General features: G+C 64.0%; 26 protein-coding genes. 14 read left to right on the top strand and 12 right to left on the bottom strand.

The window, feature by feature from the left end:
- Positions 1–7 precede the first annotated feature (7 nt).
- The 6 genes from P7228_RS10060 to P7228_RS10085 are packed head-to-tail and all read left to right on the top strand — an operon-like array spanning position 8 to position 4,462.
- Complete coding sequence (locus P7228_RS10060) at positions 8–313, top strand: DUF1330 domain-containing protein (RefSeq protein ID WP_278015107.1); 306 nt, start codon at positions 8–10, stop codon at positions 311–313.
- The gene (locus P7228_RS10065; protein WP_278015108.1) at positions 306–782 is read left to right on the top strand and encodes a VOC family protein; all 477 of its coding nucleotides are present in this window, start codon (positions 306–308) and stop codon (positions 780–782) included. The genes P7228_RS10060 and P7228_RS10065 overlap by 8 nt, the downstream gene beginning before the upstream one ends.
- A complete protein-coding gene (locus P7228_RS10070) occupies positions 782–1,870 on the top strand; it encodes an NADP-dependent oxidoreductase (RefSeq protein ID WP_278015109.1) in 1,089 nt (362 codons plus the stop codon). The genes P7228_RS10065 and P7228_RS10070 overlap by 1 nt, the downstream gene beginning before the upstream one ends.
- A complete protein-coding gene (locus P7228_RS10075) occupies positions 1,867–2,322 on the top strand; it encodes a VOC family protein (protein WP_278015110.1) in 456 nt (151 codons plus the stop codon). The genes P7228_RS10070 and P7228_RS10075 overlap by 4 nt, the downstream gene beginning before the upstream one ends.
- Positions 2,319–3,671, top strand: a complete 1,353-nt coding sequence (locus P7228_RS10080; RefSeq protein WP_278015111.1) for an MFS transporter — start codon at positions 2,319–2,321, stop codon at positions 3,669–3,671. Before P7228_RS10075 ends, P7228_RS10080 begins: the two co-directional genes overlap by 4 nt.
- Entirely contained in the window at positions 3,668–4,462 is a 795-nt protein-coding gene (locus P7228_RS10085; protein ID WP_278015112.1) for an alpha/beta fold hydrolase, read from the top strand. The genes P7228_RS10080 and P7228_RS10085 overlap by 4 nt, the downstream gene beginning before the upstream one ends.
- On the opposite strand, the gene P7228_RS10090 is transcribed toward P7228_RS10085, so the two are convergent.
- The 6 genes from P7228_RS10090 to P7228_RS10115 are packed head-to-tail and all read right to left on the bottom strand — an operon-like array spanning position 4,459 to position 10,525.
- Positions 4,459–5,076, bottom strand: coding sequence for a VOC family protein (locus P7228_RS10090; protein ID WP_278015113.1), 618 nt, complete (start codon positions 5,074–5,076; stop codon positions 4,459–4,461). The two genes, P7228_RS10085 and P7228_RS10090, sit on opposite strands and share 4 nt — an antisense overlap.
- Positions 5,073–6,254 (bottom strand): CaiB/BaiF CoA transferase family protein, encoded by a 1,182-nt coding sequence (locus P7228_RS10095; protein ID WP_278015114.1) that lies wholly within the window; start codon positions 6,252–6,254, stop codon positions 5,073–5,075. The genes P7228_RS10090 and P7228_RS10095 overlap by 4 nt, the downstream gene beginning before the upstream one ends.
- Positions 6,251–7,168, bottom strand: coding sequence for a hydroxymethylglutaryl-CoA lyase (locus P7228_RS10100; RefSeq protein ID WP_278015115.1), 918 nt, complete (start codon positions 7,166–7,168; stop codon positions 6,251–6,253). Before P7228_RS10100 ends, P7228_RS10095 begins: the two co-directional genes overlap by 4 nt.
- Positions 7,165–7,773 carry a 3-isopropylmalate dehydratase small subunit gene (gene leuD / locus P7228_RS10105; RefSeq protein ID WP_278015116.1) on the bottom strand — a complete coding sequence of 203 codons (609 nt, stop codon included), beginning with the start codon at positions 7,771–7,773 and terminating at the stop codon, positions 7,165–7,167. The genes P7228_RS10100 and leuD overlap by 4 nt, the downstream gene beginning before the upstream one ends.
- Positions 7,770–9,149, bottom strand: a complete 1,380-nt coding sequence (locus tag P7228_RS10110; protein WP_278015117.1) for a 3-isopropylmalate dehydratase large subunit — start codon at positions 9,147–9,149, stop codon at positions 7,770–7,772. Before P7228_RS10110 ends, leuD begins: the two co-directional genes overlap by 4 nt.
- Entirely contained in the window at positions 9,146–10,525 is a 1,380-nt protein-coding gene (locus tag P7228_RS10115; RefSeq protein ID WP_278015118.1) for an alpha/beta fold hydrolase, read from the bottom strand. Before P7228_RS10115 ends, P7228_RS10110 begins: the two co-directional genes overlap by 4 nt.
- 54 nt (positions 10,526–10,579) lie before the next feature.
- Between P7228_RS10115 and P7228_RS10120 the strand changes: the two genes are divergently transcribed.
- From P7228_RS10120 to P7228_RS10145, 6 genes are read left to right on the top strand one after another with little or no spacing between them, the layout of a single operon-like run.
- Positions 10,580–11,260, top strand: coding sequence for an isochorismatase family protein (locus P7228_RS10120; protein WP_278015119.1), 681 nt, complete (start codon positions 10,580–10,582; stop codon positions 11,258–11,260).
- A gap of 4 nt (positions 11,261–11,264) precedes the next feature.
- Entirely contained in the window at positions 11,265–12,143 is an 879-nt protein-coding gene (locus P7228_RS10125) for a polysaccharide deacetylase family protein (protein WP_278015120.1), read from the top strand.
- The gene (locus P7228_RS10130; RefSeq protein ID WP_278015121.1) at positions 12,140–13,057 is read left to right on the top strand and encodes a polysaccharide deacetylase family protein; all 918 of its coding nucleotides are present in this window, start codon (positions 12,140–12,142) and stop codon (positions 13,055–13,057) included. Before P7228_RS10125 ends, P7228_RS10130 begins: the two co-directional genes overlap by 4 nt.
- A complete protein-coding gene (locus P7228_RS10135) occupies positions 13,054–14,469 on the top strand; it encodes an aldehyde dehydrogenase family protein (RefSeq protein WP_278015122.1) in 1,416 nt (471 codons plus the stop codon). Before P7228_RS10130 ends, P7228_RS10135 begins: the two co-directional genes overlap by 4 nt.
- Positions 14,469–14,933 (top strand): hypothetical protein, encoded by a 465-nt coding sequence (locus P7228_RS10140; protein ID WP_278015123.1) that lies wholly within the window; start codon positions 14,469–14,471, stop codon positions 14,931–14,933. Before P7228_RS10135 ends, P7228_RS10140 begins: the two co-directional genes overlap by 1 nt.
- A complete protein-coding gene (locus P7228_RS10145) occupies positions 14,930–15,400 on the top strand; it encodes a DUF1330 domain-containing protein (RefSeq protein WP_278015124.1) in 471 nt (156 codons plus the stop codon). The genes P7228_RS10140 and P7228_RS10145 overlap by 4 nt, the downstream gene beginning before the upstream one ends.
- Here P7228_RS10145 and P7228_RS10150 read toward each other — a convergent pair.
- The 6 genes from P7228_RS10150 to P7228_RS10175 are packed head-to-tail and all read right to left on the bottom strand — an operon-like array spanning position 15,397 to position 23,365.
- Positions 15,397–16,119, bottom strand: coding sequence for a DUF3108 domain-containing protein (locus tag P7228_RS10150; RefSeq protein ID WP_278015125.1), 723 nt, complete (start codon positions 16,117–16,119; stop codon positions 15,397–15,399). The genes P7228_RS10145 and P7228_RS10150 overlap by 4 nt on opposite strands.
- Positions 16,120–16,135: 16 nt before the next feature.
- Positions 16,136–17,197 (bottom strand): nitrilase-related carbon-nitrogen hydrolase, encoded by a 1,062-nt coding sequence (locus tag P7228_RS10155; RefSeq protein ID WP_278015126.1) that lies wholly within the window; start codon positions 17,195–17,197, stop codon positions 16,136–16,138.
- Positions 17,198–17,214: 17 nt separating this feature from the next.
- On the bottom strand, positions 17,215–18,768 hold the full coding sequence (locus P7228_RS10160; RefSeq protein ID WP_278015127.1) for an FAD-binding oxidoreductase: 1,554 nt from the start codon (positions 18,766–18,768) through the stop codon (positions 17,215–17,217).
- Entirely contained in the window at positions 18,768–20,069 is a 1,302-nt protein-coding gene (locus P7228_RS10165; protein WP_278015128.1) for an MFS transporter, read from the bottom strand. The genes P7228_RS10160 and P7228_RS10165 overlap by 1 nt, the downstream gene beginning before the upstream one ends.
- Complete coding sequence (locus tag P7228_RS10170; protein WP_278015129.1) at positions 20,059–21,099, bottom strand: VOC family protein; 1,041 nt, start codon at positions 21,097–21,099, stop codon at positions 20,059–20,061. Before P7228_RS10170 ends, P7228_RS10165 begins: the two co-directional genes overlap by 11 nt.
- Before the next feature lie 4 nt (positions 21,100–21,103).
- Positions 21,104–23,365, bottom strand: a complete 2,262-nt coding sequence (locus tag P7228_RS10175) for a TonB-dependent receptor (RefSeq protein ID WP_278015130.1) — start codon at positions 23,363–23,365, stop codon at positions 21,104–21,106.
- A 141-nt stretch (positions 23,366–23,506) separates the two neighbouring features.
- Between P7228_RS10175 and P7228_RS10180 the strand changes: the two genes are divergently transcribed.
- Positions 23,507–24,190, top strand: coding sequence for a hypothetical protein (locus tag P7228_RS10180; protein ID WP_278015131.1), 684 nt, complete (start codon positions 23,507–23,509; stop codon positions 24,188–24,190).
- A 107-nt stretch (positions 24,191–24,297) separates the two neighbouring features.
- Positions 24,298–26,829, top strand: a complete 2,532-nt coding sequence (locus P7228_RS10185) for a TonB-dependent receptor (protein ID WP_278015132.1) — start codon at positions 24,298–24,300, stop codon at positions 26,827–26,829.
- Positions 26,830–26,837 lie beyond the last annotated feature (8 nt).

The raw sequence follows: 26,837 nt of genomic DNA on the forward strand, positions 1-26,837 counted from the left end.
AGACGCATTGCCTGCCTACATGATCGTTACTGCAAGCATTGCCGATCGCGATGCCTTCATATCGGGTTATGGCGCAGCGGCAGGGGCGCTGGTCGAGAAATTCGGCGGCAAATATGTCCTGCGCGGGCCGGGTGCCGAATTGCTCGAAGGGGGATTTGGCGAGGGCGCTTCGATGGTGATTTCCGAATGGCCCGACAAGGATGCGGCGCGCGCCTTCTGGAACAGCCCCGAATATGCCGAGGCGAAGAAGCTGCGCGAAGGCATTGCCGATTGCCAGGTGCTGCTGATCGAGGCTCCGAAGATCAATGGTTGATATCGTCAAGCGCACAACGCTGATGGTCCGCGATGCCGAACGGGCAGCGCACTGGTACGAGGATGTCTTCGGCATGAGCCGCTGGATGGACACGCCGTTCACGCTCTCGGGGACGCAGCTCGCCGCGGGCAAGAAGGGCGACAAGACCCGCCTTGTCATCATGAAGGCCGAGCATGACGAGATCGGCATGCTCGGCCTCTTGCAATGGGTCGATCCTCCGCGCGCGGACGTACCAGCAGAATTGCCGACAGAGATTCCGTTCGGAACGCCGATATTCGTGGTTGCCTCGCAGGATACTGCCGGCGCGGTGGAGCGGGCGCGCGCCTCAGGATCGCGCATTCACAGCGAGCCGACCGAATGGTCGGTCACCGGTGCCGACGGCCGGGTCAAGGACATGCTCGGCGCCAGCTTCTGGGACCTCGATGGATACTTCTTCGAGGTGAACCAGGTGGTGCGGATCAACGACTGATGGCTTCCGCCTCGCCCCTGTCCGAATTCGATCCGCTGGCGAACCGGCCGATAGACGAGGATGCCAACTACCAGTGGCGCATCGCGCGTCGCCCCCAGGGCAATGTGCGCCCGGAAGATTTCGAATGGCGGGTCGTGCCGATCCCCGAGCCGGGCGAGGGCGAAGTGCTGCTTCGCACGCTCTATCTCGGCCTCGCGCCGGTTATGCGGATGTATATGGCGGGGACTGCTAACACCGGCGACGCCAGGCTCGAGATTGGTGATTTGATCCACGGTCGCGGCGTCGCGCAGGTGGTCAAGTCGCGCCATCCGGATTGGGCGGAAGGCGAAATCGTGCAGGGGCAGATCGGCTGGCAGACGTGGAAGGTCAGCCGCATGACTCCCCAGGAGAAGTTCTTCCGCATGCCGCGCAACGGCCATCCGGCCGCCCTTGGTGCAGGCGTTCTTGGGATGACAGGCCTGTCCGCGCACGCCGGCCTGTTCGCTTGCGGCGACCCGCGCGCAGGCGACCGCATGGTGCTTTCGGGCGCGGCAGGCGGCGTCGGATCGATGGTCAGCCAACTGGCCGCCAACGTCGTCGGCTGCGACGTGGTCGGGATGGCAGGCGGACCTGAGAAATGTGCCTTCATTCTCGATCATGGCTGCTCGGCCGCGATCGACTACAAGGCCGACGATATCGCAGCGAAGCTCGACGAACTGCGGCCCGACGGGATCGATCTCTATTTCGACAATGTCGGTGGAGAGACGCTGGCGGCCTGCCTCGAACGGTTGCGGATGAACGCGCGGATCGTGCTGTGCGGATCGATCAGCGAATATACGCGCGACGAACCGTTCGGCCTCGCCAACTATACCCGCCTGCGGGGCACCGACAGCCTGATGCGCGGCTTTTTCGTCTACAATCACCTCGACCGCTGGGAAGCGGTGATGGGCGAGATGGCGGGCTGGATCGAGGACGGGAAGCTCAAGCCGGTGCAGGACATCGCCGAAGGGTTCCAGAACATGCCACGCGCGCTCGCCAATCTCTATCACGGCGCGAATGTCGGGGTGCAGTGCTGCAGCGTTCGCGGCGAACCGGAGGAATGGCTGTGACCGAGAAACCCCCCGTCCGATTTCAGCGGGCCAATTTCGTTGTCGCCGATCTCGATCGGGCCCTGACCTTCTATGAGGGTGTGCTCGGCTTCGAAGTCACGGTGCGCCTCGGGCATAATCCCGACAGCTATTCCTTCCCGGTCTTCGACATTCCGGGCGATGCGACGCTCGGTTTTGCGATCCTCTCCTTGCCGGGGCAGCCGCGTGTGATGGCCTTGACCGAAATCGGCACCATCTCCCTGGCGCCGGTCCCACACCCGCGGCGCGGCGCGATCGTGCTTGAAACGCAGGATCCCGATGAAGTGATGCGGGCCAGCCGCGCGCTAGGGTTGCATGTGTATGAGGAAGAGGTCTTGAAGACGCATGACGGTCGGATCGGGCGGGAGATCGGCATCGTCGATTTCGATGACAATCTGGTGGTGATCTATCTCATACCCGAGACCGCAGCTTGAGCGCGCCCGAACAGGCCCCCGCTGCGCCCGGCCGCGAGGCGAACCCCTATCCGTCGGCTTTCGCGAGTTGGGCAATCGTCGTTCTGTTGACGATCGGCTACATCTTCAGTTTCATTGATCGCTATATCCTCGGCCTGTTGATCGAGCCGATCAAGGCAGAGTTCGGCCTGTCCGACAGTTCGATCGGCTGGCTCCTCAGCGCCTTTACCTGGGTCTACGGCTTCGTCGGGATCTTCATGGGCTGGCTGATCGATCGCGGTCGGCGCACGTGGATCGTGGCGATCGGCATGGCGCTGTGGTCTGCAGCGACCATGGCGACCGGACTGGCCAAGAACTTCGCGCAGCTCTTCGTCGCGCGAATGGGCGTGGGTGTGGGTGAGGCGACGCTGAGCCCCGCAACATTCTCGATCATCGGCGACAGCTTCCCGCCCGAGAAGCGGGGCAAGCCGATCGCCTTCTACTCCTCTGCGCTGCCAATCGGCGCCGGGCTCGCCTCGCTCCTTTCAGGCGCGATCATCGCCTGGACTGCAGCGAGCGGCAGCCAGAGCGTTCCGCTGCTGGGCGAGCTTTCGCCCTGGCGCTTCACGCTGCTGCTGGTAGGATTTCCGGGCCTGGTATTCTCGGTGCTGTTCTTCTTCGTCAGGGAGCCCGTGCGGCGCCCTGCGCAGGCCGCTCCCGAAGTGATCGGGGGCAGCGGTTTCCTCGACGCGCTACGATATATCCGCGATAACTTTCTGCTATATTTCGGTTTCGTCATGGTGGTCTGCTGCATGACCGCGATCGCCTACAGCCAGGGCTTCCTCGCGCCGACATTCGAGCGGACCTGGGGCTGGTCGCCGCAGACCTACGCCTTCGTCAATGGCGTCGCCCTGCTGATCATCGGCCCGCTCAACATGATGCTGATGGGCACGATTTCGGATCGCTGGACCTCGAAAGGCGTGCCCGACGCGGCCTTGCGGTTGATGTACATCGGTTTCTTCATCATGGTGCCGACGGCGGCGCTGCCGATGTTCATGCCGAGCGGCGTCACCGCCTTTGCAGTGCTGTGCATCAACACGGTGGGTATCGGCATTGTCTCCGCCATCGGCGTCACGGCACTGCTGGTCATCACGCCCGCGCAGGTACGTGGCCAGATCGTTGCACTGTACTACCTCGCGATCAGCTGGTTCGGTTCGCTGGGGCCGATCGTCGTCGGAGAACTGTCGAGCAGGGTGTTCGGGGAGGGCGAGCTTCGCCTGGCCGTTGCCGCAGTGCCGATCATCTTCGCGATAGTTCCACTGGCGCTGATGCCGGTAACCAAGCGGCTTTATCGCCAGCAGATCGCGCGGCTCGGGCTGGGTGCCGAGTGAGCATCCGCCGCGGGTATTCGGACACTCCCGCGGTCCAAGTCCACTGGCGCATGGCCGGTGAGGCAGGTGGGGCTCCGGATCTGGTGTGCCTTCATCCAGCGCCCTTCAGCGGCCTTGCCTTCACCACCATCATGCCGCTTCTGGCCCGCAATCGGCAGGTCATCGCGCCCGACTTTCCCGGTCATGGCGGCTCCGATCCGGGTCGCGCCGATGCGACCATTGCGGATTATGCGCAGGCCATGGCTTCGGTTGTCGAGGATCTGGCTGGGTCGGTGCCGGTCGACCTGTTCGGGTTCCACACCGGCTGCCTCGTGGCGTGCGAATTGGCGCTGACCCGCCCGCAGGCAGTGCGGCGGCTGGTGCTGGTCGATGTGCCCGCGTTCGATCCTGAAACCCGCGCGGATCAATTGGCAGAAAGCGCCGTGCCGCCCGGTTTCACACCCGAACTTGAGAGCCTTGCCCCAGCATGGGAGCGCGGCATCACGCGCCGGATCGAGAGCCAGGGGATGGATCGCAGCTTTGCCATGTTCGTCGAGCAACTGCGGCATGGCGAGGCGATGAATGCCGGATTCCACGCCGGATTCTCATATGAGGTGGAAGATCGCCTGGCGCGCATCGCCCACCCTGCAACGGTGATCGCAACGCAATCCGGCCTGCTCGACGCCACGCGCCGCGCGGCACGGCTTATTCCCCAAGCGAGGCTGGTGGAACGGCTCGACATCACGCGGGCGGTGCTCGACGAAGCGGCCGCTGAAACCGCAAGCGAGGTCCTGCGCGCGCTCGACGCCTAGTCGAGCAGTTGGTTGATCTCGACCGCGATCCCGTCGGGATCGAACACGTTGCAGCCCATCACGCGAATATCTGGCCCGCCATTGCGCCCGGCATAGGTCTGGAGGCGCGTCGGCCCGGTCATGGTCACTCCCTCGACAGCGACGGCCGCCGCGCAGCGCGCCTCGGCATCATCGGTGTTGACGACCAGCACCGCGCCGCCCGGACCCAACCGGCGGGGATAGGGCTCTTCGGCATCGGGCAAGGGCGGATCGAACAGCTCCATCAGGCCGACCCAGCCAATATAGGGATCGTTGGCATTGAGCAGCACCAGGCGGGCGCGGGTGCCCGGCTCGCCTACTGGAAGATTGACTCCCGAGAGCGTCACTTCGGTATCGTAATTGACCTTGAGCCCCAGCACGTCGCGGTAGAAGGCGAGGCTCCGGTTCATGCTGCGTACGATAACCGTCAGCCGGCGCACATCGGTCGGAATCCGTTCTTCGATCGCGACCCCATCCATCGCCCTGCGTTCGGATTGCGTTTCTGCTGCGGCAGTGGTCTCGACCGATTCGTAGTAATTGTTGACCGAGCAGCCCGCGAGTAGCCCCGCCAGCGCCAAGAGTGCGATCGATTTCATGTGCTTTCTCCTACAGCGCCTTCGCTGATCAGTGTTTCAATCCGGGCGGCGTCATACCCCAGCCCCTCCAGCACCTTGCGCGCATCGGCTCCCGGGGTCGGCAGCGCCTGTGGCGAACCGATCCGCTTGCCGTCCATTTCCAGCGGGATGGTCGGCAGTCTTACCGGCGTGCCGTTGTCGAGCGTGACATCCTCGAGCCCGCCTTCGGCCAGATGCGGATCGTCGAACATGTCCTGCGGCTTGCCGATGGGGGCGAAGGGCAGGCCGGTGCCATCGAGCTTCGCGATCACTTCAGCGGCGGTGAACTGTCCGATCAGCTCGCGGATCTGCGGCATGATGTGATCGCGTGCCTGAACACGGGCGTTGTTTTCGCGCAGGCTCTCATCCGCCCACAGTTCGTCGAGATCGAACAGTTTGCAGAACTTCTCCCACAAGGCATCGGTGACGACGCCGATGAAGACTGGATCGGTCTTGGTCTCGAACACGTCGTAGATCGCCCAGGCGGAGACGCGCGCGGGCATCGGCGCGGCGGGCGTGCCTGTGACGGCATACTGCGCCATGTGCTGGCCGACGAGGTAGATCGTCGTTTCGAACAGGCTGGCAGTGACCTTCTGACCTTTGCCGGTGCGGTGGCGCTCTTCCAGCGCGGCGAGGACGCCGATCACGCCGAACATCCCGCCGGTTACGTCGATCACGCTGGCCCCCGCGCGCAGCGGTTTGCCCGGCGGCCCGGTCATATACGCGAGCCCGCCCATCATCTGCGCGACCTCGTCGAGCGCGGTGCGGTTTTCATAGGGGCCGGGCAGGAAGCCCTTTTCGCTGCAATAGATGAGGCGGGGATTGGCCTTGGCGCAGCTGTCGTAATCGAGGCCGAGCCGGTCGAGCGCGCCCGGCCGGAAATTCTCCACCAGCACATCCGCGCCTGCGATCAGGTCCTTGGCGACCGCGATCCCTTCATCGCTCTTGAGGTCGAGGCAGATCGACTGCTTGCCGCGATTATACATCGGGAAATAGCCCGCGCCCGAGCCGAGCAGCCGCCGCGTGCGGTCGCCGCCGATCGGCTCGACCCGCACGACTTTCGCGCCCAACCCGGCGAGGATGTGGCCCACGGTCGGGCCCATCACCATGTGGGTGAACTCGACGACCCTGATGCCCTTGAGAGGTTGGGGCGCGCTCATGCGGCGGTCCTTTGATTATAGTCGAGCATCGGCCCGGCATCGGGGGTGAAACCGTAGAGCGGCTCGCCCGGCAGGGCTTCCTCGATGATCGTGCGCACCTTGAGCAGCTTTTCGAGATCGATCCCGGTCCTGAGACCCATCGAATTGAGCATCAGCACCAGGTCCTCGGTCACGAGGTTGCCCGATGCTCCCGGCGCGAAGGGGCAACCGCCCAGGCCGCCGAGCGAGGCATCGAAGGTGGTGATCCCTTCCTCCAGCCCCGCGACGACATTGGCGAGGCCCAGCCCGCGCGTGTTGTGGAGGTGGAGTGTGGTGAGCATGTCGCCCACCGCGCCGCGCACCTTCTTCACCAGCCGCCGCACCTGCGCCGGATCGGCATAGCCGGTAGTGTCGGACAGGCTGAATTCCAGCGCGCCTGCCTCGGCGGCTTTCTCTGCCAGCCGCACGACCTGATCCTCGCTCACTGCGCCTTCCATGGTGCAGCCGAAAGCGGTCGACAGCCCGACCGCGAAGTGGATGCCGTGTTCGCGAGCGATATCCGCCGCCGCGCGGATCTCTTCAAGCATGGCGAGATGATCCTTGCGCACATTCTTGATCGAATGCGTCTCGCTCATCGAGAAGGGGATGCTCATGCCATGCACGCCCGCATCGGCGGCCAACTGCGCGCCCTTGGCGTTCGGCACAAGGGTGACGACCGTCAGGCCTTCGATACCCTTCGCGAATGCGACCAATTCTGCCGTGTCGGCCATCTGCGGCAGGAGCTTGGGCGGCACGAAGCTGCCTACTTCGATTTCCTTCACGCCTGCCGCCGCCTCGGCAGCGATCCAGCGCTTCTTGGCCTCGAGCGGCATCACCCGCTCGATCGATTGCAGCCCGTCGCGCGGGCCGACCTCGGAGACGAGAATGTCGGTCATTTCAGCTTCTCCAGATAGATCCACGGACGCATGGCCCGGTCGGCCTCCAGCCACTTTCCGAAGTAGTGCTTGAGGTTCGCCAGCGTCACGTCGATCGCATCGAGCCCCTCGAGCAGCATTTCCTTCGCTTCGGCATCGATCTCGAACTGCCAGCTGCGCTCACCGGCGCTTACCGTTTGCGCGGCACGGTCGATCGTCACCATTTCCCATTGCAGCGAGCGCACTACATCTTCTGGCAGCTCGATCGGCAACAGCCCGTTGCGGATGCAGTTCCCCTTGAAGATCGGTGCGAAACTTTCCGCGATAATCGCTTCGATCCCGAACTCGGCGAGCGCCCAGACGGCGTGCTCGCGGCTCGATCCGCAGCCGAAATTCCGGCCCGCGAGCAGCAGCCGCGTGCCAATTGCATCGCGCTGGTTGAGCACGAAATCCGGATCGCGCACCAGCTTGTCCCGGTCGAGGTATCGCCAGGGTGCAAACAGGCCCTCGGCCAGCCCACTGCGCCCGGTGGACTTCATTTCACGGCTGGGGATGATCGCGTCGGTGTCGACATTGTCGCGCAGCAGCGGGACCGCCGGGCTGGTGATGGTGGAAACGGGCTTCATGCGGCCAGCTCCGCCCGCGCAAAATCGCGCGGATCGGCGATGGCGCCAGCGATGGCGCTGGCAGCCACGGTTTCAGGACTGGCGATATGGGTGCGGATGCCCGGCCCCTGCCGGCCCTCGAAATTGCGGTTGGTGCTGGATATCGTGCGCGATCCCTCGGGAAAACTCTCGCCGCCCGAGTAGAAGCACAGCGAACACCCGCTCATGCGCCATTCGAAGCCCGCCGCTTCGAAGATCTTGTCGAGACCCTCGGCCTCAGCCTCGCGTCGGACACTCATAGATCCGGGGACGACCAGCGCCTTGCGGATATTGGGTGCGATATGCTGGCCTTTGAGGATAGCTGCGGCACGGCGCAGGTCGGAAATGCGGCTATTGGTGCAGCTGCCGATGAAGGCCGCGTCGACCGGGGTTCCCGCTAGCCGGGTGCCGGGTTCAAGGCCGATATAGTCATGCGCGCGCTGCGGCCCCTGCGGCACCGTGCCAGTGACCGGGACTGTGTGTTCCGGGCTGGTGCCCCAGCTCACCATCGGGGCCAGCGCGGCAGCATCGATGGTGAGCTCGAGATCGAATCGCGCTCCATCGTCGCTGGAAAGCGTTGTCCAATACGGATCGTCGAAGTCCGCCGGGGCATAGCGCCGCCCGGCGAGGAAGGCGAAGGTCTTGGCGTCGGGTGCGATCAGCCCGGTCATGGCGCTGAACTCGGTCGCCATGTTGCACAGCGTCATGCGAGCTTCCATGTCGAGCGCGGCGACCGCTTCGCCGGCGAACTCGACCACATGGCCTGCTCCGCCGCCCGCGCCGTGCGCTGCGATCAGTGCGAGCACCATGTCCTTTGCGGTAACGCCTGCCGCCAGCGCGCCTTCGAAGCGCACGCGCATGCTCTTCGGCTTTGACAGCCGTAACGTGCCGGTGACCATCGCATGCTCGGCCTCCGAAGAGCCGATCCCCCAGGCAAGCGCGCCGAACGCGCCCTGCGTGCAGGTATGGCTGTCAGGCGCGACAAGCGTCACGCCGGGGAGCACAATACCGAGCTCGGGCGAGATGACGTGAACGATGCCCTGGTCGCGGTCGTTGACGTCGAACAGCGTGATTCCGGCGGCCTGGCAGGCAGCGCGGGTCTCGGTGATGAAGCCTTCACCGCCCTCCATCAGGGTTCCGTCGCCGCGTCCGGTGCGCGTGTCGACAATGTGGTCCATGACCGCAAAGACACGCGAAGGATCGCGGACCGTACGGCCCATCTCGGCCATTCGCTTGAGGGCAGCCGCGCCGGTCCGTTCGTGCAAGAACACTCGGTCGATTGCGACCAGATGCGCGCCGCCGGGGGTGCCTGAGACGTGATGCGCGTCCCAGATCTTGTCGAATAGCGTGCGGCTCACGGCGTTTGCTCCGCGAGGATTGCGTGCCAGCGCGCAGCGGACTTTCCGGCCCGCAGGCGGGCACGGGCACGGCGAGCGATGGCGGCAAGCCCGATTGCGGCCGGATCGAGTGGGATCGCGTGGTCCTTGTCGGCGGCGTACCACGGCTCGAACAGCGCCTCGGCACGCGCGGCGGACCACGCTTTCACCAGATGCGTCCCGTAACGGTCGGGAGTGAGGTCGGGGTAAAGCTCGGCAGGATCGCCGGGGGGCAGGCTGGACCAGTCGATCGAGCCGCTTACGAGGGCGTCGGCGGTGGCCAGCACGGCCGAGCGCATATCGTCGAATCCGTCAGACAGGCCGTGTCCGGGGAGATCGATGGCGATTTCGCCCGCTTGCGGCTCGCCCATCTCAGCCGCGGGCGGATGGAGCACAAGCCTTCCGCCGCGCTGGCCGCGCCAGTGGATCAGGCCGCGGTCGAGCGCCAGCCAGCCCTCGTTCGCATCCTCGGCAAGGTCGGGGCAGAGCGCTTCGCCGGCATGTTCCTTCAGGAAGGAAAGGCTGGCGGCCTGGTGATCCGCCGGGGTGGAAACCTTCTCCGCGCGCCAGCCCTCCGGCATATCACCCAGCCGGTCGATATGCGCCTGCAGCGGATCGCCGTCATAGGCGGTGATCAGGCATGGCGGCACATCGCCGTCGACTGGCGGAATGTCGCGCGGTGCGCGCAAGACCGCGCCATAACCGACGCGATAGGCGTTGCCGGCGTCGAGCATCTCCATCACCGCCTGGTTGACGCGGGTGACATCGGCATGGGCGACCGAAAGCCGCGCTTCGTCACGCAGGTCGAACCAGGGAAAGAACCAGCTCTGCTCGAGCATTCGGTTCCATAGCCAGGTCAGGTGCTCGCCATAGGGAGCGGGATGCCATTCGGGCAGGTAGCGCTCGCCGAACAGTGCTATTTCCGCCTCGGACCAGATGGCGTAACCGCCAACGGCGAGGCAGGAAAACAACTCGGGGTGCCGCTTGAGAGCGGTCACGAGGATGATCCCGCCCGAATGGAAGCCATAAGCGGCGCAGCGCGATACCCCCAGCGCCGCAGCGAATTCCGCCAGCGCATCGGCAAATTCGTCGATCTCGGGCTCGTGCCCGTTGGTTTCGGGCAACGGGTCGGATTGCCCAAATCCGGGCGTATCGGGTGCGAGGCAGGTGAAATGCTCGCCCCAGCGCTGCATCAAATCGGAATATTCCGCAGAGCTGCGCGGGCTCTGGTGCACCATCAGGAGCAGCGGCCCTGATCCGCACCGGCGATAGTGCACCTTGCGCCCAGTCGCCGGGATGGTCAGGAAATGCCGGGTGATGATCACGAGTAAGTTGTCCGGACAAATTTCACTCGACAAGCTCCTACTCGCCATTATTGTCGCTTGTCAAAGCTGAATCAGCGGGAGATTCCAATGACGATGGTCGGCACGAAGATGGTGGCAGATGGCAAGACTGCGCGCCAGCTCTTCGAAGAGGTCATGGCCAATCCGGCGCGCAAGAAGTTTGGCTTCGGCGAAAAGCTCGCGATTGTGAATGTCGACGTCCAGCAGGCTTATACCCGTACCGATCTCTACGCGACGGCATACGAGACTGATCCGAAGCAGATCGAGTATATCAACCTTATCAGCCGATTGGCGCGTGAGCGCGGGATGCCGGTGGTGTGGAGCCGGGTCGCCTACAAGCAAGATGCCGGGGATGCGGGCGTGTGGGGTACGCGCACCAATACCGAGGATTCGCTCCAGAACATCAAGTACGATAGCGAGCGGCATCAGTTCGACCCGCGCTGCGAAATCGGCGAGAACGACCTCACCTTTACCAAGCGCATGCCGAGCGTATTCTTCGAGACCCCGCTGGCGAGCTATCTTACCTTTCACAAGGTCGATACGGTCGTGGTGACCGGGGGTTCGACCAGCGGCTGCGTGCGCGCTACGGCCGTCGACAGTCTCAGTCATGGTTATCGCACGATCGTCCCGATCGAGTGCTGCGCCGACAAGCACGAAAGCTACCACTTCGCCAATCTTACCGACCTGCAGCTCAAATATGCCGATGTGGAGCCGGTGCAGGCGGTGATCGACTGGCTGGAGGCGCGCTGAGACCATGCGGGAAGGCGCGCCCGATCCCGGTCTGTACGACTATATTCCGTACAAGAACCGTCGGAAGATCGTCTGGCCGGAGGGCAAGACCTGCGCGGTATGGGTCGCACCCAATCTCGAATATTACGAGATCGACCCACCCCAGAATCCGCACCGCAAGCCGTGGAGTAGGCCGCACCCCGATGTCGTCGGCTATTCCTATCGCGATCATTCCAACCGGGTAAGCCATTGGCGCATGGCCGACGTGATGAGCAGGCACGGCTTTCCCGGCTCGGTCAGCCTCTCGGTCGCGCTGTGCCAGCACCACCCCGAGGTCGTGCGGGACGGGGTCGAGCGGGGCTGGGAATTCTTCAGCCACGGCATCTACAACACGCGCTATTCCTACGGCATGGACGAGGCGCAGGAGCGGGCGATCATCGAGGACTCGATCGAGACGGTGGAACAGGCGACCGGGCAGCGTATCCGCGGCTGGCTCGCCCCCGCACTGACGCATACGCCGCGCACGCTCGACCTGATCGCCGAATACGGGCTCGACTACACCTGCGACCTCTATCACGACGACCAGGTGCAGGAAGTGAAAGTCTCCAAGGGCCAGCTCGCCTCGATCCCCTACAGCCTCGAGGTCAACGACCACTACGGCTTCAACGTCTATGGCATGGCTGGCCGCGAATATGCCGATGCGCTGATCCGGCAGTTTGAACGCCTTGCCGCCGAGGGCGAGCAATCCGGTACCGTCATGTGCATTCCGCTGCACGCCTATCTGATCGGGCAGCCGCACCGGATCGGTCCGTTCGAGGAAGCGTTGCGGCACATCGCCGCCGATCCGCGTTGCTGGAAGGCGAGGGCAGGCGAGATCGTCGATAGCTGGAGGGCGCAGCAATGAGCCTCGATGCCAGCTACACGGAATATCCGCACCGCCGTGAAGGTTATGACCATGACTTCTACGAATGGTCCAACATCCACGAGCGCGCGCCCATTCGCTGGCCAGGTGACAGGAGCGTCGCGGTGTTCCTGTGCGTGAGTCTCGAATACTTTCCGATCACGCCAGAGGACCAACCCTTCAGGGCACCGGGGCATATGGTCACGCCCTATCCCGACTATCGCCACTACACGGTGCGCGACTATGGCAATCGGGTTGCGGTCTTCCGCATGCTCGATGCATTCGAGAAGGCGGGCGTTACCGCAAGCTTCGCGGTCAATGCAGCCGTGGCGGAACGCTATCCCGAACTGATCGCAGCGGTGAAGGATGGCGGGCACGAGATCATCGCGCACTCCACCGACATGAACGGCACAATCGCGTCGAGCATGAGCGAAGCGGATGAGCGCGCTCTGATCGCCGCAGCGATATCGCGGCTGGAAGCTGAAACGGATGTAAAGCCCGCAGGATGGCTATCTATCGCGCGCTCGCAAAGCTGGCGCACCGTCGACCTCCTCAAGGAGCATGGCCTTGCCTATTGCTGTGACTGGGTGAACGACGAACTGCCCTGGCGCTTCAACAATGGCCTGGTGAACCTGCCGCTCAGCGTCGACCTATCCGATCGCCAGATCGTCGAGGTACAGCAGCATTCGGCCGAGGCCTGGGCGCAGATGATGCGCGACGCCTTTGATTGGCTCGCCAAGGAGTCGGCGGAGCAGTCGAGTGCGCGCCTGCTGCCGATCCAGCTTACCCCCTATATCATGGGCCAACCCTTCCGGATCGAGGCGCTGGAAGAGCTTCTGGCCGACTTCAATGGCCGAAGCGAGGCCTGGTTCGCAAGCGGATCGGACATCGTCCAGGCGTGGGCCGAGCAGCAATGAAAGCGATCAACCCGCGCACCGGCGAGACCGACTACGAATTCGCCGAAAGCTCACGCGATGAGGTGGCTGCGGCCGCCGCACGGCTTCGCCAGCGGCAGACTGAATGGGAGGCCAGGGGCCCGCAAACCCGCGCCGCGGCGCTGATGCGACTGGCCGATGCGGTCGAGGTACGCCAGGATGCAATCGCCGAGAAGCTATCGGTCGACACTGGCAGGATCGCAGTGGCCCGCATGGAAACGCTGGGCTTCGTCGGCAATCTGCGCCGCTGGGCCACACGCGGACCGCAGTTGTTTGCCGAATTACCGCAAGACGCGTCGCCCTCCGCGACCCCGGGGGTCGAAATCGTCCCGTCGTTCTCTGCCTATCCGCTGTTTGGCGCGATCGCACCGTGGAATTTCCCGGTCATCCTCAGCCATATCGACGCGGTGCCCGCGCTGATGGCGGGCTCCGCTGCGCTGATCAAACCGTCCGAAGTGACCCCGCGCTGGGTCGAGCCGATGCTCGAGGCGCTCACCGCAGCGCCGGATGTTCCGATCGAATATGTGATGGGCGGTCCCGAGGTCGGGCAGGCGTTGATCGAGGCGGTCGACTACGTGTGCTTCACCGGTTCGACCGCCACGGGACGCAAGGTGGCCGAGGCGGCGGCCCGCGCTCTGATCCCTGTCAATCTTGAGCTCGGCGGCAAGGACCCGATGATCGTTACCGCCAGCGCCGATGCGGAATGGGCCGCAAGACTGGCGCTGCGATCCTCGATCGTCGCTACCGGGCAGGCCTGCCAGTCGATCGAGCGGATTTTTGTCGCGCGTAATGTTGCGGAGCCCTTCCTTGCCGCGCTCGTCAAAGAGGCGGAGGCGGTCCAACTAACCTACCCCGATCCGGCGCAGGGCCATATCGGGCCGTTCATCTTCCCGTCGCAGGCCGACAAGGTCGCTGCGCAAATCGAGGAGGCCGCCGCCGCTGGCGCGCGCGTGCTGACCGGCGGCAAGGTCGAGCGGCTAGGCGGAGGCGCCTGGATGCGCCCGACGGTAATCGTCGATGTAACGCCGGACATGGCGGTGATGCGCGACGAGACGTTCGGCCCGGTGCTGCCGGTGGTGGTATTCGATCAGATCGAAGACGCGATCACGCAGGCCAATGACACGAGCTACGGTCTTTCGGCCGCCGTCCTCGCCGGATCGCTCGACGAAGCGACGGAAGTGGGCTCACGGCTCGAAGCCGGTGCGATCAGCCTGCAGGACGGCGCGCTCACCAGCATGGTCGGCGACGCCACCAACCACTCGCGCAAGACGTCCGGCCTCGGGCCAAGCCGCATGGGCGACGAGGGTATGCTGCGATTCCTCAGGCGACAGGCACTGATCCGGCGCGTCGGCGATGCGCCAACGATCGCGGATTTTGCCGAGGGCACCCGCTGATGGGCAATCGCGCGGCTTTGAAGGCTGCGATGCCCGCCATGCTCCTTCACGAAGGCTGGTGGGACGGCTGGTATCGCGATGTCGATTGCGATGGTTCCTTGCTCGACGAGCGTCGCGTTAGAACCCACTGCGAATTCCCTGACACCGGCGAATGGCACTACCTCCAGCACAATTGGCTGAGCTGGGCTGACGGACGCGAAGCGGTCTACGAATTCGGTGGGCGGCTCGAGGAGAATCGACTGATCTGGGGCACGGATCGCTTCCGCGGTTACGGCTGGCAGACGCTGGAGGAAACGCTGATGCTCAAACTCGACCGGCTTGACGTGCCGGGGGCCTATTACATCGAAACGATCAATATCGCTCCCGATGGCAAGAGCCGCGCACGGACGTGGCAATGGTTCAAGGACGGTGTGCCGTGGAAGCGCACTTTGTGCGATGAGGCGCGGATCGAGGCCCCGCAATGATTGCGGCGCTTGCGCTGGCGCTGCAGGGCCTGCCCGCCGCCGAACTTCCTCCGCCACCTGAATCCACCTGCGACCAGCCGGTGCTGATGGTCGTCACCGGGACCACGCATGATCGCGAGCGCATGCTCGCCTATGCGCAGGCGATCGCGGCGAGCAAGCTCTACGAGAAGCTCGGCGGATACTACGTCAACATCCCCGCGCCGCTGGCCAATTTCGAAGGCGAGGCCGAAGATGGCCACGTGACCCTGATCGTGCGCTTTCCCTGCCTCGAGAACGCGCGCGCCTTCTGGTGCAGCCGAACCTACCAGGAAGAGATCAGGCCGCTACGTCTCGACCCAAGCGCAGGCGACTACATCGTCAGGGTTTATCCCGAGGCGCCGCTGCGCGAAGATCTGGTCGGCAAGGTTGGTGACAACGGCTATCTTGCCGAATTCTACGGCGCGGCCATCGAACAGGTCGAGGACTAGCGAGTCAATTCGACAAGCTCGTAGCGGTTCATCATGTAACCGTCGATCGAGCCATAGACGAGGATCGAGTCTTTGTCGGCCGTCACCCACATGTCGAAATCGGGGTGGGTGGTGCCGCCCATGCCTTCGTCGCTGTCGTCGACATAGCGATAATGGCGACACTGGAAGGTGCCCGCTTCGACCGTTTTTTCCTCCTCGCCGACATATTCCATTGTCATCTCGACTTCGGCAATCTGCGGCGGGGTCGCACCGCGGTGGTCGGGCGAGGGCAGGAAGAAGCGCAGCCTGCGCCGGTGCGGCCCCTTGGCCGTGTCCATCAGGCGGGTGGTAAAGCCATCGCCCACCACCGGATGGGTGCCGAAAGCATCGAACTCGCCCGCCTCGCGCGTTTCCGAATTGCGCCCGATCGAGGGCCCGTGGCTCTCACAGATGATGCTGTTGTTCGCGGCGTCATAGGCCATCCAGCCCGAACCGAGGAATTCGTCGCCGAGCGTAAGATGCACCAGCAGGTTCTGCGGCTTGCGATCGGCGCCGATATGGCAGACGATATCGCGCAGCACCGTCGGGTCCGGCTCCTCGATCTCGCAGCGCGCGCGCATGATCACCGAGCCGTCGCCGTGATGGGTGAAGGTGAACCACTCGCGCCCGCGCTCCTCGCCCTCGCGACCCGGTTTCATCGACGAGTAGCGGATCTTGCCCGAGACGGTGCGGTGCTTCATCAGATCAGTCCTTGCCCTAGATCAGACCGGCAGCGTCGAGCCGCGCGATCACCAGTTCCTGCGCGCGCTTGAAGTAGTCGCGGTCCGGCACCTGCGCGGTGCCATTCTCCATCATGCCATTCGCCCGGTGGAAGGCCTCGGCGCTCGCTGCATATGCCTCGGCAAACAGACCCGGCCGCTGTCGCGCGAGATAATTGGTCATCGCCGGCGTTCTTCGCGCCGCGCGCAAAGCTTCGAGGTCGAGCGTGGCGAATGCGGTGAAGGTCTCGCCACTCATCGATTGGGCCACGACCTTGCCCTTGTAATCGACGATCTGGCTATTCCCGTCCGCGCTGGCGAGCGGCATCGCCGTGCCCGAAATCCCGGCAGTATTGGCCGAGACGACATAGGCCATGTTCTCGAAGGCACGCGCCTGCTTGGCCACATCCTTGTTGGTTGCCAGAGGGGAGCCAATCTCGCTCGAGGAATGGCAGAAGACCTCAGCGCCGCGCATGGCGAGCACGCGCGCAATCTCGGGATAGAGAATTTCCTCAGAAGCAATCGCCGCTAGATTGCCGATCTCGGTCCTGGCGACGGGAAACACACCATCGAGCCCGTATTTGTCGAGATAGGCGTTCCACACGTCATGCGGGCTGGGCGCGAACATCGACAACAGTCGGCGATAGCGCAGCACCGTGTCGCCAGAGGGCGCGACGATGAAGCTGGTCTGGAAATAGAAATCCGGGAAAGCCGCATCGCGCTCATAGGCATTGCCCGCAATGAACATCCCAAGCCGCTGTGCAAGCCCGCCCAGCGCTTCGTATTCTGGTCCGTCAGCGTCCCATCCAACCCGCGCAGCGAAATCCGCGATCGAAATACGTCCCGGGTAGGAGGTGAAAAGGTATTCGGGCAGCACGGCGAGTTTCACCGGCTTGCCGCCATATTGCTCGATGAAGATCGCGCTGGTGCGAATTTGCAGTTCCAACTCCGCAATGTGTTCAAGCATCGCGGCGCGCGCGGCAGCGGTGTCGGCCAATTGCTCGAGCGAACGCGCGGTCAGTTGCATCGCGACGGCGGCATAGGGTGCAAGTGTGGTCATCGCGCGATCCTAACCCCTCAATTCAGTCCCAGCGAGCCGGGATTCATCAAACCGCGCGGATCGACCTGCCGCTTGATTGCCTGCAACAAGGCGTCGGCTGCGGGATCGAGGCTGTCGCGATAGCGATATGTCCGCCCGATCTGGAAATGGACCGCGCAGTGCTCGAAGAAGATGTCGACGATCGCCTGCTTGAGTTCGCGCGCCTTGTCCCACGCGTCCGCGCTGTGGGCATGGGCCGGGAGTCGGGCGAGATGCGCATCCTCGACCGTGTCTTCGATCAGCGGATTGCGTGTATCGGGCCAGTAGAGGCAGGGCTCGATCACCATGCCGGCCCCGCCGACCGCCGCCACCAGAGTGCCGTAGTGGATGCCGAGACGGTCCATCTCGGCCGCGTTATCATCGAACAGCTTGCCGAAGGCGGCGAAGCATTCCGCCGCCCGGCTATGCGGCAGTAGACCATGGATTGGCGCCCATCGCTCGCCGTCCGGACCTAACATCGAATTGAGCGGGCCGAAGGGATTGGCGCGGATGATCTTGGGGATGGTGTTGGCGACCTCGCGGCCGCCAGCCTTGGCGACGATCTTGCGTGCCGATGCGATATCGGCATCGGCCGACGCCTGGTTGCGCCCCTCGGCGAGGATATGGAGCGAGAAATTCGCATCCTTGAGGAAGTCGCGGCCAGCAGCCACCACCCGTGCGCCTTCCTTGAGCGCGCCGAGCACGCCGCCCTGCTTCTTCATCATGCCGACGAGCTGCTTGGCGTCGCTGGCCAGGCTGTCGCGCTTCATCCGGATGGCATTGAGATAGGGATCGAAGCCGAAGCATTCGGTGGCGATCCCGCTGCGCTCGATCTCGCTGGCCGCGGCAAACCAACTTGCCTGATCGTCGAACGCAAAACTGGCAAAGCCATGTGCCTGCGCCTCCTGCACGAGCCGCAGCGCGATTTCCGCCTTGATCCCGAGCGCGCCGGTATCGGCGAGGAACAGCCCGGTCAGGTCGGGGCCATAGGGGCGGGCGCAGCGCTTGCCGAGCGTGAGCAGCGTGCCGTCGGCCAGTGCGACCTCGAGCCCCAGGCAGCTTTCAGCGGCGGTGCCGTGACGACCGGTGCCCCAGAAGATGCCGTTCTGGCTCATCCCGCCGCCGACGGTCGCCTTGAGGCCCGAGAGCGTGCCCCACATCGGCGTGCGCAATCCCAGCGGGGCGAGCGCTTCGTATAGCTGTGCCCAGGTGCATCCCGCTTCGACTGTCACATACATGTCGGCCTGGTTGATCTCGACCACGCGGTTCATCCTGGCGAGATCGAACAGCACCGCGCCCGGGCTATCGGCGGTGTAACCGCCCGTATAGCTCATGCCGCCGCCGCGCGGGATTACCGCGTGTCCTGCACCAGTCGCGGCCCTGACGGCAGCGGCGAGTTGATGCTTGTCGGCAGGGCGTACCACGGCCGCCAGATCCGCGCCGCGGGCGAAAATGTCGTGAGCATAGAATTCGAGCGTTTCGGCGTCGGTCAGCACCTCTGCACCGCTCGCCCCGAGCGCGTCCACCAGGCCATGCTCGGCGACGATAGCCATTATGCCACTCCTGCCGCCGCGCGGGTCGGTTCCGGCGTGTCGTCATCGGGCAGGCTCTCGGGATAGCGGCCGAGCAGCAAGAGCAATCCGCCGCCGATCACGAAGCCGAAGATCGCCACGCTGAGGATAGGATCGTAGCTGCCTGAGGTATCGCGCACATAGGCATAGATAATCGGAGATAGCGCCGAGAATAACCCGAACGGCATGTAGAGCATGCCGTAGATCTTGCCGTAATGCGCCATGCCGAAATACCGGCCCGTCAGATATGCGATGAGGTCGCTTTCGGCGCCTGCCGCGAAGCCGAGCAGGAAACCGGCGAGCGCTGCCATGGGGAAGGTGACGCTGTCGCCCAGCAGCACGAAACACGAGATCGCAGGGAGGCACAGCAGCGGGAAGGCTACGAAGCCCTGCCAGAACCGGTCGAGCAATGCGCCGGTGATGATCCGCCCGCTGAGGATGCCGATGCCGAGCACGCCCATCACGCTGGCCGCCGTCTGCGCCTCCATGCCGCGATCACCGAGCATGGCGGGCATGTTGATGAAGGCCCCGCCAAACGCGGTCGCGATCATCGCGATCGAGGCCCAGATCAGCCAGAAGCGATAGTCGCGCAGCGCCGTGCCGAGCTTCACCCCGGTCAGCCTGCCGCTCGCGCTTTCGATGGCCTTGGGGCGTTCCTCGGGCGTGGGCTCGCGGAACAGGAACCATCCGACCGGTAGCGCGACAAGCAGGGGGAGCAGGGCCACGATCGCGAACATGGCGCGCCAGCCGTAGGTCTCGATACCCCACACGGCGAGCTTGGGCACGATGATTGCGGCCAGGCTCGTACCGAGCAGCAATATGCCGAGCGCGAGCCCGCGATGCTTGAAGAACCACAGATTGATCGCGCGACTCCACGTCACCGGGGTCGAACCAATCCCGACCAGCCCGACGAGCACCCACAGCGCGTAGTAGAGGTAGAGCGTCGAGGTCGCCGCCGAGGTCGGCGTCAGCGAGATCGCGGCGAAGGAGAGGCCGAAGGCGAGCAGCGACCACAGAGCCACGGGTCTGACGCCGAACCGGTCCGCGAGCGATCCGAAGAAGGGCGCGAGAAGCGAGGCGATCACCCCGAAGATGGTGATCGGGAACAGGATTTGCGTCCGGCTCCAGCCGAACTCGGCGATCATCGGTTCGACGGTAAAGCCGATGACGTTGAACGGGATTGGGGAGGCTCCGCAAGCGACCCCCAGCACGCCGGCGAGCAGCACGGTCCAACCGCGCGAGAACTCGTTCGGCTCCTTGGTTGCGGTCGGGTCACTCGCCATCGCTGTAGAACTCCGTCAAATTGCCGTCCGGATCGCGCACCGCGAAAATGTCGACCTCGCCCAGCCCGGCGATTGTCACGCTTTCTCCGGCAAAGGCAATCGTCACACCGTTTTGTTCGATCATCGTGCGGTAGGCGGCGAAGGACTCGACCGGGTAGCGCAAGGACAGGATGCCGAGGTTGGGTGGATTGGCCCGGGCCGAATGATCATGCCCGGTGAAGCCTTCGATCTGCATCACTTCGACCCGGCCGGTCTCGCCCGCTTGGGGGTAAAGCGCAGCAGCCGCGCGCTTGATCTGCGGCGTGTAGTTGTAGGGGATGCCGAAGTTGGAAAAGGCGGGTTCGGCCGGTTCGTTATTGCCGTCGAACAGTACGCCAAAGCCGAGCTGGTCGCGGTAGAAATCGCGCGCGGTGTGCCGGCTGCGCACCATCCGCATGGCGTTGAAACCCTGGCTGATCCGGCCCACCTGAAATCCGGTGAACTCGGGCGAGATGCGCTCGTAAACCGCGAGATTGATGCCATGCGGCCCCTGCAGCACGACGTTGCGCAGGTCCGAGCCGCCAAACTGGAACCGGATCGGCGGGCTCTCGGCCCACCAGCCCAAATCGAGTGCCTGCCGATAGAGGGCAGGCACGTTGTCGCTGCGCACCATGATCGAATAGATACCGCCGGTGTCCCAGGCGCGCGCAGCGGGCCGGATCGGCTCCTGCTCCACGCCTTCGAACCTGATGAAGCGGATGCACCCGGTCTGGACCTGCGGCGGGCACCAGCGCTCGAAGGTACCTGAGGCATCCCCATCCAGTGCCCAGTAGGAAAGTTCCTCGCGCGCGATCTCTCCCGAAACGACCAGCCGCCAGCCTCCGGCGTGGCGGAACAGGCGTGTCGCCGGTTCGAAATCCGCGACCGAGACGACTGCCTCTGTCCACGCTTCCACGCCATGACTGGCTGCTTCCTGCGCCGCAGCAGGGGCGGCGAGAATGAAGCCGGCCGCTGCAAAGAGCGACCGGCTCCTGGCTGGGAGAGCAGCCAACACCTCAGTCGAAACGGAAACCGACGTCGACGCCGAAGGTGAGCGGCGGGGCGGCATAGACCTGGTTAAGCGCGGTGCTCGCGCGGAAGTACTCGCGGTCGGTCAGGTTCTTGCCCCATAGTGTGACTTTCCAGCGGTTGTCTTCGCTACGCCAGCCGGCGCGGGCGTCGACCCGGAAACCGGGTTCGACCAGCGACCCCGGCGGATTGGCGACGAGTGCGAAGCTGTCCGATTCATAGGCACCGTCGGCGCCGAAGAAGACTTCGCCCGCGCCGACCGGGAAGGAATAGTTGAACCCGAGCAGGCCCTTCCACTCAGGCGCATTCTTGAGTTCGAGCCCGAGCGCGCATTCGACGACCTGGTCGTTGAACGCTGCCGACGGACCAACTGCCGTGATCCCGGTGCAGGCTGGCCCGCGCGCGCCGGTGTTGATGTTGGAATTGGTGAGCGTACCCGCCTGCAGCGGCGACAGGTTGCGATATTCGGCATCGAGCCAGCTGGCATTGCCGTAAATGTCGAGCCCGGGGACGGGTTCGAACCCGAATTCGAGCTCGACGCCCTGGATCCGTGCCTCACCCGCGTTCGAGCGGGTAAACACGCCGCCGCCGGTCGTCGCGCTGATCTGCAGGTTGGTGTAGTCGTTGTAGAAATAGGTGGCGTTGAAGGTCGCACGCCCATCCATGAACTGCGTCCGCAGACCCGCCTCAATGCTGTCGAGCTCCTCCTCCTCGACGCTCAGGAAGCAGCCCGCCGGGCTGAAGCAGTCGGACGAGAAGCCGGGCGACTTGAAGCCGGTCGAATAGGTTGCATAGACCATCACGTCGGGCGTGATCTTGTAGTCGACCTTGGCGGTCCAGGTGATGTTGTCGGTGCTCACGCTGTCAGTGACTACCGGGATCACCACCGAGGTCCCGCGGAAATCGCGGCTTTCGTCGGTCCAGCGCAACCCGCCGGTGAGCGTCAGCGCGTCGGTGAGCGAGATCGCCGCCTGCCCGAACAGCGAGAAGCTCTCGGTTTCGACATCGTTGGTCACCGGCAAGATGAAGGTGAAGGCCAGTTCGGCGTCTTCGGAATAGTAGAAGGCGCCCGCCGTCAGATCGACCATGCCGAAATTGGTGTTCACCAGGATTTCCTGGCTGAACTGGTTCTGGTCGGTTTCCTGGAAATAGGGGAAGGTGATGTGGGTCGACAGATCGTCCTTCAACGTGCGGTAGGCCGTGGTCGAAGTTATCGAGAAGCCGTCGTAGTCGCCCTTCAACTGGTACGAGACGCCGAACGAATCCACTTCGCTGGAGAACGCGCTGAAGCAGCCAAGCGGCACGAAGGTCGACGGGGTCAGCGCCGAACACGTCACCCCGGGCTGAGGCTCGACCGTGAAGATGTCGTCGTCGGCGTCGGTGATAACCGTGGGGTTGTCGGAATCGGCGATAATCGAACTCGGCACCGGGTCGGACTTGTCCTTGGTGTAGTCGACGATCGCGAGGAAGCTCCAGATGTCCGACATCTCGCCATAGAGGCTGCCGCGCACTGCAAACACTTCCTCATCGCCGATCGTCGTGCCCGCCAGGTTGGCAAACGCGCCGTTGGGGTTGAGCTCGAAATAGCCGTCGCGCTGGCGATAGAGGCCCGAGATGCGGATCGCGCCGCTGTCCCATGCGGCGAGGTTGAGCGAGCCGCGCGCCTGGATGCGGTCGTAATTGCCGTAGCCGACCTCCCCGGTGAAGGAGGTATCGCCCAGATCAGGGCGAACCGAGGTGATTTTGATCGCGCCGCCATTGGTGTTGCGGCCATAGAGCGTGCCCTGCGGGCCGCGCAGGACCTCGACTTGTGCGATATCGACGAGGTCCACCAGCGAACCGACGGTGCGGCCGAGGTAGACGTCGTCAATGTAGATGCCCACGGCCGGGTCGATCGCGCCACGCGATTCATCCTCGCCGACGCCGCGGAAATAGATCCTCGCCGAGTTTGCGGTGCCGGTGCCAGTCGAGATGACGACGTTGGGTATCTGGTTCTGCAGGTCGTTGGTATCAGCGATCTGCCGGTTTTCGAGTGCCGCACCGGTGAGCGCGGTGACGGCTGCCGGAACGTCCTGCAGCTCCTGCGCGCGGCGCTGCGCGGTGACGATGATGGTGTTGCCTTGCGTTGCTTCGGAAGCGCTCTCGGCATCGCCATCATCCTGCGCCCGAACGGACAGCGGGACGGTGGCTAGGGCGATCGCTGAAACTAGGCTAACGCTTCTAACGCGGGCGATCGGGCAGGTTGGCATGGTGGAAATCCTTTCCGCAAACTCGGCGCGCAAGTGGTGCGCGGCCTGCATTTCCCCTCTCTGCAAAGTTGTCCGGACAATTGCTTGCTTGTCAAGCGGAGAAATGCGAATGTCCGGACAAATCTTCCTAGGGAGCTTGCGATGGTTCTGAGCGAATTGGGCTATCCGGTACTCGTCTACGCTCACCTGCTGCTGTTTGTGCTGTGGCTGGGCGCAGATGTCGGCGTGTTCGTGCTCGGCCAGCATTTCCGGCGGCGCGAGACCTATTCGCTGGATCAGCGGATCGCCTTGCTCAAGCTGCTGGTCGAAATCGACATGGTGCCGCGCAGCGCCTGGGCGCTGATGGTGCCGCTCTCGCTCAGCGTGGTCGACGTCGGCCAATGGTGGGACGTGCCCGGCTGGCTCTTGCTCGGCGCGTGGATCGTGGGGCTGTTCTGGTTGTGGCTGGTGTGGGATTCGCACCGCCATGACATGACGCCCCGCGCTGCGCGCAATCGCAAGATCGAAGGCTGGCTGCGCTGGTTGGTGGGCGCATTCTACCTTTGGCTCGGCGGCCAGAGCCTGCTGGCGGATGCCCCCCTCCAACCTGACTGGCTGGCCTGGAAAGCGCTGCTGTTCGGTTTGATATTCGTTGCCGCGATCATGATCGACGTCACCTTCAAGCCGGTCGGCGCGCAGCTTGGCGCCGTGCTCGAGCAGGGATCGAGCGATGAGACCGAGATACCCCTGCGGCGAACCATGGATCGGACGCGGGTGTGGGTCTGGGCAGTCTATCTCCTGCTGTTCGCCACGGCCTTCCTCGGCAACGTCAAGCCGTTGCCATAGCGCCACAGTTTTGCGCCTCTCGCAGCAGTGGAAAAATTTGTCTGGACAAATTTGTCCGGACAAACGACCTTATACCTCGATTAGTATTTTCAATTGGGAGGATTGAAATGAATCGTTCGCTGTGCGTTTCCCTGCTTGCCGCCACCGTCCTCACGCCGCTTCCGGCGCTTGCCCAGGACGCCGACGAGGCCGATGCCAACCCGCGTCTGGCCGAAGGAATTCCTGAAATCATCGTGACGGCGCGCAAGACCGAGGAATCGATCAACGATGCCCCGGCGGCGATCAGCGCATTCTCTACCGAAGTCCTCGACGAACGCGGGCTCAACGATATTGCCGACATCGGCAACCAGACGCCTGGCCTCTCGTTCAGCCAGGCCTTCGGGCGCGATACCGACCGGCCTGTTATCCGCGGCCTCGGCAACGTGCTCGCCGGCGTGCAGTTCGGTGTCGAATCGGGCGTCGCGATCTTCATCGACGGCGCGCTGTTCCGAGGCGACATTCAGTCGCTCAATTTCGACGCACTCGAACGCATCGAAATCGTCAAGGGCCCGCAAAGCGCGCTCTACGGACGCAACACCTATTCGGGTGCCATCAACCTGATCACCAAGACTCCGGGCGACAGCTTCACCGGAACGCTCCGCGCCCGTGCTGCGGAGTATGACGAGTACATGGTCTCGGGCAGCATCGATATTCCGATCGCACCGGGTGTCGTGGCCGCGCGTGTCGATGGTCGGTACTACGAATACGGCGGGCAATATCGCAACTCGCTGACCGGCAGGAAGGTCGGCCAGGAAGAGAGCACTAATATCGGCGCGACTCTCTATGTCACCCCGGGCGACAATTTCCGCTGGCGCACCCGCGTGTCCTACGAAAAGCAGGACGACGGCTCGCCCGCGCTGTTCCTGACCGATGCCGGGGACAACAATTGCAAGCCCGGCTTCCGCAGCGCCAACTATCGCACCAGCAGCTTCGCTTTCCCCTTCTGGCCGGTCACCAAGACCTCGACCAATGACAACCAGTATTTCTGCGGGGTGATCAAGCCGGGCACGGTGGCGCTCAACAACGATCCGTCCCAAGTGCTTTTCCGCACCAGCCCGTTCGCACCGTTCGTGCCGACGACGCTCGATGGCACGGCGGTGGACGGCTACTACAAGAAGCGCTGGTTCGTTTCGACCAACATGAGCGCGGACCTGGGCGACAGCGGCTGGACCGCCGACGGGATCTTTGCCTACCGCAACGAAGTGGCGCGGACCGGTACCGACTCCGATCACAGCGACGCCTTCGTCTATTTCATCCTGAACCCGCTGTTCGGTCCGGCAGGCGGCGTGCCCAATCCTGCGGTCGACAATCCGGCCTTTGCCAATACCCACCGCAGCCTCGCCGAAGACGTCAGCGTGGAGCTGCGCATTTCCTCGCCGCAGGAGAACCGAATCCGCGGGATGGCCGGGATCTACATGTATGATTTCTCGATCAAGGATCGCGACATCAATTTCTCGACCGGGCCCAACGGCTTCCCCTATGGCGGCCCCGGATCCGACGAGGAAACGATCGAGAACACCTCGTTCTTCGGCAAAGTTGAATTCGACATCTCGGATGCACTGACCCTCGGCGTCGAAGGGCGGTACCTCATCGAGGAGAAGAGCCGGACAGAGTTCACTGCGACCGGCTCCAACGTGTTCGAGGGCGAAAGAACCAAGGACTTCGTGCCGCGCGTCACGCTCGACTGGCAGCCGACGCCCGATACGCTGGTCTATGCAATCTATGCCGAGGGCAACAAGCCGGGCGGCACCAATGGCTCGGCCGGTGCCTCGATCGGCCGCGAGAGCTACGAACCCGAAACGCTCAAGGGCGGCGAAATCGGCATCAAGCAGACGCTCGCGGGTGGCCGGGTCCAGCTGAACGTTGCCGCATTCTACAACGAGCTGTCCGCGGTTCAGTTGACGACTGCGCTGCCGGTGGGCGGCGGGGCGCTGACCTCGGTCGCGACCAACCAGGGCGATGCCGAGGTCAAGGGCTTCGAAGTCGAACTGACGGCGCGCCCGATGCCCGAACTGACGCTGAGCGGCGGTGTGGCCTACACCGACGCCAAGTTCACCAATGGCTGCGACGACTTCCAGTACACGCTCAATTCCGGCGGGTTGCTGATCAGCGATGCGCTGAACCCGACCCCGGCGGAAGCGGCGCTGTGCTCGATCAAGGGCAACCGCCTGCCGCTGGGTTCCGACTGGCAGGCCAACGGCGCGATCGACTGGCGGTCGAATATCAGCAACAACTCTGAGATCTTCGCCAACCTCAACGGCAGCTACGAAGGTTCGAAGTATGTCCAGGTTCACAACCTGGCCGAGACCGGCGACACCTTCCTGCTCAACGGACGTGCCGGCGTCTCGTTCGGCAATCTCGAGTTCGCGGTCTTCGGGCGCAACCTCACCGATGAGGATTCGATCCCGCTCGCCACGCGCTGGTTTGACCTGCGCTACGGCATTGGTGTCGCCAATGTCCCGCCGCAGTTCGCCACCCCAGGGAACGGGGGGACGGCTGCCGCGGGCGATCCGCTGGCGGACCGCAGTTTCCCGCGTGCCTTCTTCGGCGCCTTGCGCAAGGGCCGGACGTTCGGTGCGGAAGTGAAGTTCAAGTTCTAACGCCCTAG

The sequence above is a fragment of the Altererythrobacter sp. CAU 1644 genome (genome assembly GCF_029623755.1).
Taxonomy (GTDB): domain Bacteria; phylum Pseudomonadota; class Alphaproteobacteria; order Sphingomonadales; family Sphingomonadaceae; genus Erythrobacter; species Erythrobacter arenosus.

Bases quoted from the DNA above. Each gene is read 5' to 3' on its own strand.
- P7228_RS10065 (WP_278015108.1), top strand. From the start codon at position 306: ATGGTTGATATCGTCAAGCGCACAACGCTGATGGTCCGCGATGCCGAA.
- P7228_RS10070 (WP_278015109.1), top strand. From the start codon at position 782: ATGGCTTCCGCCTCGCCCCTGTCCGAATTCGATCCGCTGGCGAACCGG.
- P7228_RS10090 (WP_278015113.1), bottom strand. From the start codon at position 5,076: ATGAAATCGATCGCACTCTTGGCGCTGGCGGGGCTACTCGCGGGCTGC.
- P7228_RS10095 (WP_278015114.1), bottom strand. From the start codon at position 6,254: ATGAGCGCGCCCCAACCTCTCAAGGGCATCAGGGTCGTCGAGTTCACC.
- P7228_RS10100 (WP_278015115.1), bottom strand. From the start codon at position 7,168: ATGACCGACATTCTCGTCTCCGAGGTCGGCCCGCGCGACGGGCTGCAA.
- leuD (WP_278015116.1), bottom strand. From the start codon at position 7,773: ATGAAGCCCGTTTCCACCATCACCAGCCCGGCGGTCCCGCTGCTGCGC.
- P7228_RS10120 (WP_278015119.1), top strand. From the start codon at position 10,580: ATGACGATGGTCGGCACGAAGATGGTGGCAGATGGCAAGACTGCGCGC.
- P7228_RS10125 (WP_278015120.1), top strand. From the start codon at position 11,265: ATGCGGGAAGGCGCGCCCGATCCCGGTCTGTACGACTATATTCCGTAC.
- P7228_RS10130 (WP_278015121.1), top strand. From the start codon at position 12,140: ATGAGCCTCGATGCCAGCTACACGGAATATCCGCACCGCCGTGAAGGT.
- P7228_RS10135 (WP_278015122.1), top strand. From the start codon at position 13,054: ATGAAAGCGATCAACCCGCGCACCGGCGAGACCGACTACGAATTCGCC.
- P7228_RS10140 (WP_278015123.1), top strand. From the start codon at position 14,469: ATGGGCAATCGCGCGGCTTTGAAGGCTGCGATGCCCGCCATGCTCCTT.
- P7228_RS10145 (WP_278015124.1), top strand. From the start codon at position 14,930: ATGATTGCGGCGCTTGCGCTGGCGCTGCAGGGCCTGCCCGCCGCCGAA.
- P7228_RS10150 (WP_278015125.1), bottom strand. From the start codon at position 16,119: ATGAAGCACCGCACCGTCTCGGGCAAGATCCGCTACTCGTCGATGAAA.
- P7228_RS10155 (WP_278015126.1), bottom strand. From the start codon at position 17,197: ATGACCACACTTGCACCCTATGCCGCCGTCGCGATGCAACTGACCGCG.
- P7228_RS10160 (WP_278015127.1), bottom strand. From the start codon at position 18,768: ATGGCTATCGTCGCCGAGCATGGCCTGGTGGACGCGCTCGGGGCGAGC.
- P7228_RS10165 (WP_278015128.1), bottom strand. From the start codon at position 20,069: ATGGCGAGTGACCCGACCGCAACCAAGGAGCCGAACGAGTTCTCGCGC.
- P7228_RS10175 (WP_278015130.1), bottom strand. From the start codon at position 23,365: ATGCCAACCTGCCCGATCGCCCGCGTTAGAAGCGTTAGCCTAGTTTCA.
- P7228_RS10180 (WP_278015131.1), top strand. From the start codon at position 23,507: ATGGTTCTGAGCGAATTGGGCTATCCGGTACTCGTCTACGCTCACCTG.
- P7228_RS10185 (WP_278015132.1), top strand. From the start codon at position 24,298: ATGAATCGTTCGCTGTGCGTTTCCCTGCTTGCCGCCACCGTCCTCACG.